This is a genomic window from Pantanalinema sp., from assembly GCA_036704125.1.
Classification (GTDB): Bacteria; Cyanobacteriota; Sericytochromatia; order S15B-MN24; family UBA4093; genus JAGIBK01.
In genome coordinates, this window is sequence record DATNQI010000055.1 from 1 (window position 1) to 4,658 (window position 4,658).

General features: G+C 68.8%; 4 protein-coding genes. 1 reads left to right on the top strand and 3 read right to left on the bottom strand.

The window, feature by feature from the left end; translation table 11 throughout:
* Positions 1–102: 102 nt before the first annotated feature.
* From V6D00_08760 to V6D00_08770, 3 genes are read right to left on the bottom strand one after another with little or no spacing between them, the layout of a single operon-like run.
* On the bottom strand, positions 103–1,377 hold the full coding sequence (locus V6D00_08760) for a hypothetical protein (protein ID HEY9899257.1): 1,275 nt from the start codon (positions 1,375–1,377) through the stop codon (positions 103–105).
* 6 nt (positions 1,378–1,383) lie between these two features.
* Positions 1,384–2,235, bottom strand: a complete 852-nt coding sequence (locus V6D00_08765) for a flagellar motor protein MotB (GenBank protein HEY9899258.1) — start codon at positions 2,233–2,235, stop codon at positions 1,384–1,386.
* 6 nt (positions 2,236–2,241) lie between these two features.
* Positions 2,242–3,060: a MotA/TolQ/ExbB proton channel family protein gene (locus tag V6D00_08770; GenBank protein HEY9899259.1), complete on the bottom strand. Its 819-nt coding sequence runs from the start codon at positions 3,058–3,060 to the stop codon at positions 2,242–2,244.
* Positions 3,061–3,256: 196 nt separating this feature from the next.
* On the opposite strand from V6D00_08770, the gene V6D00_08775 reads away from it, so the two are divergent.
* Positions 3,257–4,483 carry a hypothetical protein gene (locus tag V6D00_08775; GenBank protein HEY9899260.1) on the top strand — a complete coding sequence of 409 codons (1,227 nt, stop codon included), beginning with the start codon at positions 3,257–3,259 and terminating at the stop codon, positions 4,481–4,483.
* Positions 4,484–4,658: the final 175 nt, after the last annotated feature.

The window sequence follows — 4,658 nt, forward strand, 5'->3', positions numbered from 1 at the left end:
AGACGCGGATCGCTTCAAGAGGGATTGTCGGGGCGGGATCCGCCGAGGCGGTAAACTCCTCGGCAAGCTTTCGTTAAGCTTGGGCGATCGCCACCGGTGTGCCTAACCGCGCCAGTGGATGTAGGTGGCCCACATGCCCCACAGGTTGACCAGCAGGCTCAGTGCGATCGCGAGGCGGGCTTCGAAACTGGGGCGATCGCCCATCCCGTGGACGGCCAGGAGGAAGAGGAACGGGTAGAAGTCCTGGGCATAGCGGTAGCCGAACTGGTCGCCGCCCGGATCGGCATGCAGGAGGATGGGGACCAGGGTGAGGAGGATGGCCGCCCAGGCGCCGAGGGTCGCCAGGTCTCTCTTGCGCGCCTTGATCGCCCAGAGGAAGGCCGGGGTGGTCAAGAAGAGGCTCAGCCCCCCCAGGACCGGCGGCTGCGCGTAGGGGAAGCGATCGACCAGGTTGGGGGCCTTCAAGAGCATGGCGTAGAGGTTGCGGCCGATGCTCTGGGCGCTGAAGAAGCCGTGGCGGTACTGGTGCTCGTCGAGCAGGCCGGGAATGAGCGAGTGGCCCGTCTGGAGAGGGGAGCCGAAGCGGACCTGGTTGTAGAGCAAGTAGGCACCCAGCGGCAGGAGGAGCCCCACGGCCAGGCTTCCGCCCGCCTCGAGCAGGCGCCGGAGGTCGAGGGGCCTCCAGGTGGGGGCGGCTCTCAGGGAGGCGAAGGGGGCGTCGCCCGGAAAACGGCGGGCGAGGTGGAGCAGGTAGGCGCCGAAGAAGGGAAAGGCCATGAGGGTCGGGAGGCGGGAGGTCGCCGCGCAGCCCAGCAGCAGGCCGATCCACCAGGGACGGTGGCCGAGCTGGGCGCTCCGGACGGCCAGAAGCAGGAAAAGGGTGGCGCAGACGTGCGCGAAGTGCCAAGAGGAGCCGACCTGGGCGGAAAACCACTGGATGGTGCCGAAGCCGAACAGCAGGGCGTAGGTGAGCCAGGTCTTGCGGGGCAACCCCATGCGAATGAGGATGCCCGAGATCAGGTAGACGTTGGCTGCGCCGAGCAGGATCGAGAGGCGGGCCTGGTCCAGCCCGGGGCCGAGGAGCCAGACGAAGGGCAGAAGGAGGACGGCCGGCATGGGGGGGTAGACGACGTAGTACCTGCCGTTCCAGGGGACGAGCTCGTTCAGCCAGGGCGGGTTGTCGAGCAGGTGGAGCCTGCCGTGCAGGAAGGCGTCGGCGAGCGGCACGAAGTAGGCGAGGTGAGTGGCCTGGCCCCGGTTGATCAGCGCATAGGTTGCAAGCGCCAGCAGGAAGAGCCCCAGGCGGGCCCAGGGAACCCGGGGCTGCTTCGCGGGGGCGGGGACGCTCGCGACGATCTGTTCCTGCTGCGTGCTCATGAACCCCTAGAAGTTGTTGCCGAAGGGGTTGGGGATGCCCGTCCCGCCCTCGTTCGGGTTGCGGTTGAAGGGGTTGGCGGGCCTGCCGTCGTTGGGGTCGCCGAAGGCCGGGGCGAGCGTGTCCACCGAGGCCTCGGGCTTCGGCGTGATGGCGGGCTTGGGGGCTCCCTCCTGGATGACGATGTCCACCCGCCGGTTCATGGCGCGGTGCTCGGGGGTGTCGTTGGGGAAGAGGGGCTTGAACTCGCCGTACGAGACGATCTCGAAGCGCTTGGCCGGGACCTTGCCCGCCTCCGAGAGGAACTGGGCGACGTTGGCCGCGCGGGTGGCGGCGATGACCCAGTTGGAGGTGGCCTTGCCGCCCGCGCCGCGGACGCTGTCGGTGTGCCCCTCGACGCTGATGGCGTTGGACTCGGTGGCGATCGCCCGGGCGATCGAGAGCAGCGCCGTCCGGCCCTCGGGCTTGATCTCGGTCGAGCCCAGGTCGAAGAAGGAGGTGTCGGCCAGGGAGATGACGATCCCCTTCGAGTTGAGGTCCACCTTGACCTGGCTCTTGCCCTCGAAGGGGGCGAGTGCCTTCTTGATGACCTTGCTCTCCTCGGCCAGCTCGGCCTCCTGCGCCACGTCGGGGGTGAAGGGGTCGACGGCCTTCTCCACCTTCTCCTTCTTGGTCAGCGAGGTGTTGAGGCTCTTGGCGAGGCGCTCGAAGTTCTTGGCCGAGATCTTGCTCGACAGGGAGTACATGACGATGAAGAAGATGAGCAGGACGGTCATCAGGTCGGCGTAGGTGACGAGCCAGCGCTCGTTATGCCGCTCCTCTTCGTCCCCGTCACGCTCGACGCGCCATTCGCGAGCCATCGTGCGCTACTCCTGCAGGCTGGCGGTTTCGAGGCGGCCGGTGCCGCCCTTCTTGCCGCCCCTGCCCTTGCTGTCCTGGATGAGCTTGCGCGTCTCGGGGGGCAGCGAGGCCTTGAGCCGCTCGCGGATGGTGCGGGGGCTCGCGCCGCCGTGCATGGCGAGGATGATCTCGATCATGATCCAGCGCAGGCGCAGCTCTTCCTCGCTGAGCTTCTTGAGCTTGGTGCCGATGGGAAGGAAGAGCAGGTTGGCGCTGGCGACGCCGTAGAGGGTGGCGACCATGGCGTTGGCGATCTCGGGGCCGAGGGCCTCGGGGTGGTCCAGGTTGCCCAGGATGGCGACCATCGACATGACCGTGCCCATGATGCCCAGGGTCGGCGCGAAGCCGCCCAGGGTCTCGAACACGTTGATGTTGTTGCGGTGCCGGCCCCGGATGCCGATCATCTCGGCCTCCAGGAGGTCGGTGATCTCCTTGGAGTCGAAGCCCTCGGCGATGTACTGGAGGCCGCGCTTGAGGAAGGGGTCCTTGACGTTCTTGAGCTCGGCGTGGAGAGCGTTGACGCCGCCGGCGCGCAGCCGGTCCGAGACGCGGATCAAGGTGGCGACGATGGAGGTCACCTCGAGCCTGGGGGCGCGGATCGCCTCAAGGATCAGCCGAGGGATCTTGAGGACCAGCTTGGTCGGGAACGAGAGGAGGGTCGCGGTGAAGGTGCCCCCGAGGACGACCACGGCGGCGTGGGGCGACAAGAGACCGCTGACGGAGGGCCCCTGCATCGCCAGCATGGCGAGCACGAACAGGGCCAGGACGACGACACCGAACGACACGTGAACCTCGCGATCGCCTTCGAAAGGCCCGCTCCAGGATTGGGGGGGCTTTCCTTCTTTTACCCGACGCTCTTGGCGACCAAACGGCGCCAAGCCCAGCCTAGGCCCGGCGAGAGGGCCGTCGCAAGGGCCTTTGTCACACCTCTTGCCCTCGCTCGCTCGGCCCCGCAAAATGAAGAGTCCTTGGGAGGGTTTCATGCGTCTGTTCATCTTCGCGCTCGTGGCGTGGTGCTTCTTCGTCCTGCCGTCGTGGGCGGCTGCCGGCCGCACGGCCCTGGTGGTGGTGCCCAACGAGGGGCTTTTCCCCCTGGGCGATCGCCGCCTGGCCGATGCGGTGCGCGGCGAGATCCGCTCGATTACCCGCTTTCGCCTGCTCGAGGCGCCGCAGGAGGCGCCCCGGGGCGAGATGCTCGGCACCGAGCGCCGGGCGCTTGCGATCGCGCGCGAGGTCGGGGCGAACACGGTGGTGCGCGTGGGTTTCCTGCGGGATCCCCAGGCGCGTTACCTTCGCTACACCGATCTCCAGGGCTACTACGCCGCCTCGAGCGAGGTGGAGCTCACCCTGCTCGATCTGCCCGAGGGGCGCCTGCGGCTTCGCAAGCTCTATCCCTTTTACGGCGAGAGCCCGAGCTCCCGGGAGGTCGCCGAGACCCTCGCCTACGAGCGCCTCGTGCGGGACCTCTCGGCGGATCTGCGCAAGGCCTTTCGCCTCAGCGCGACCATCACCCGTCGCGAGGGGCGCAGGGCGACCCTGGATGCCGGGGAGGACGCTGGGATCCAGGTTGGGATGTTCTTCGCGGGCCAGGACGGCGCGGGCAATCCCTTCGGCCGCCTGCGGATCTCGAAGGTGGCGAGCGATTCGGCCCAGGGCGATCTGCTGAGCGGCTACGAGGCCCTGGTGCCCGGGGTGCGCGTCCACGAGCAGGCCTATGCGAGCTTTCCCGCGGCGGCGGGGCTCTCGCACCACATGTTCTGGCAGGGGAGCTTCACGGGGGTGACGCTCGAGTACAACCGCTCGGACTTCGGCTCGGGGGCGGGGCTCGAGGTCGGCACCCTCTCCCAGGACGGGGTGAACGGCTTCGTGCTCCTGGGGCGCTGGGTGCCGCAGCGCGAGATCTGGCCGGAGCGCCTGTGGGGCTACGGCGAGCTGGGGGGTGGCGGGGCGCTCCTGAGCCAGCAGGTCCCGGGCACCACCGCGCACGCCAACGCCTTCTCGCTGCATGCGATCGCGGGGGCGGGCCTGGCCGGGCGCCTCTTCTCGGGGCTGGGGGCTTCCCTGGGTCTCGTCTACTGGACGCCCTGGGCGCCCGAGAGCTGGAGTCACACGCCGGGGACGAGCGCGCCCATCGACGTCTCGAGCCAGGTGACGTATCCGACCCTGGGCGGCCTCGGCCTGCGCGCGAGCCTGACCTGGGACTTCTAGCTAGCCCTATTCTCCCGCCCCCCGGTGGGGCGGGTCGGGGTGGGGGGATCTCATCGTTCCAATCCCCCTGATTACGAAGTCGGCGGCTGCCACCGGTGCGCCTGGAGCGTGCCGGTCATCGAGGGGGCCGACAGGAGGCTGGTCTGCCCCTGGAAGCGGCTGAGGTCGGCCAGGG

Coding starts and splice junctions, on each gene's coding strand:
- V6D00_08765 (HEY9899258.1), bottom strand. CDS start 2,235: ATGGCTCGCGAATGGCGCGTCGAGCGTGACGGGGACGAAGAGGAGCGG.
- V6D00_08760 (HEY9899257.1), bottom strand. CDS start 1,377: ATGAGCACGCAGCAGGAACAGATCGTCGCGAGCGTCCCCGCCCCCGCG.
- V6D00_08775 (HEY9899260.1), top strand. CDS start 3,257: ATGCGTCTGTTCATCTTCGCGCTCGTGGCGTGGTGCTTCTTCGTCCTG.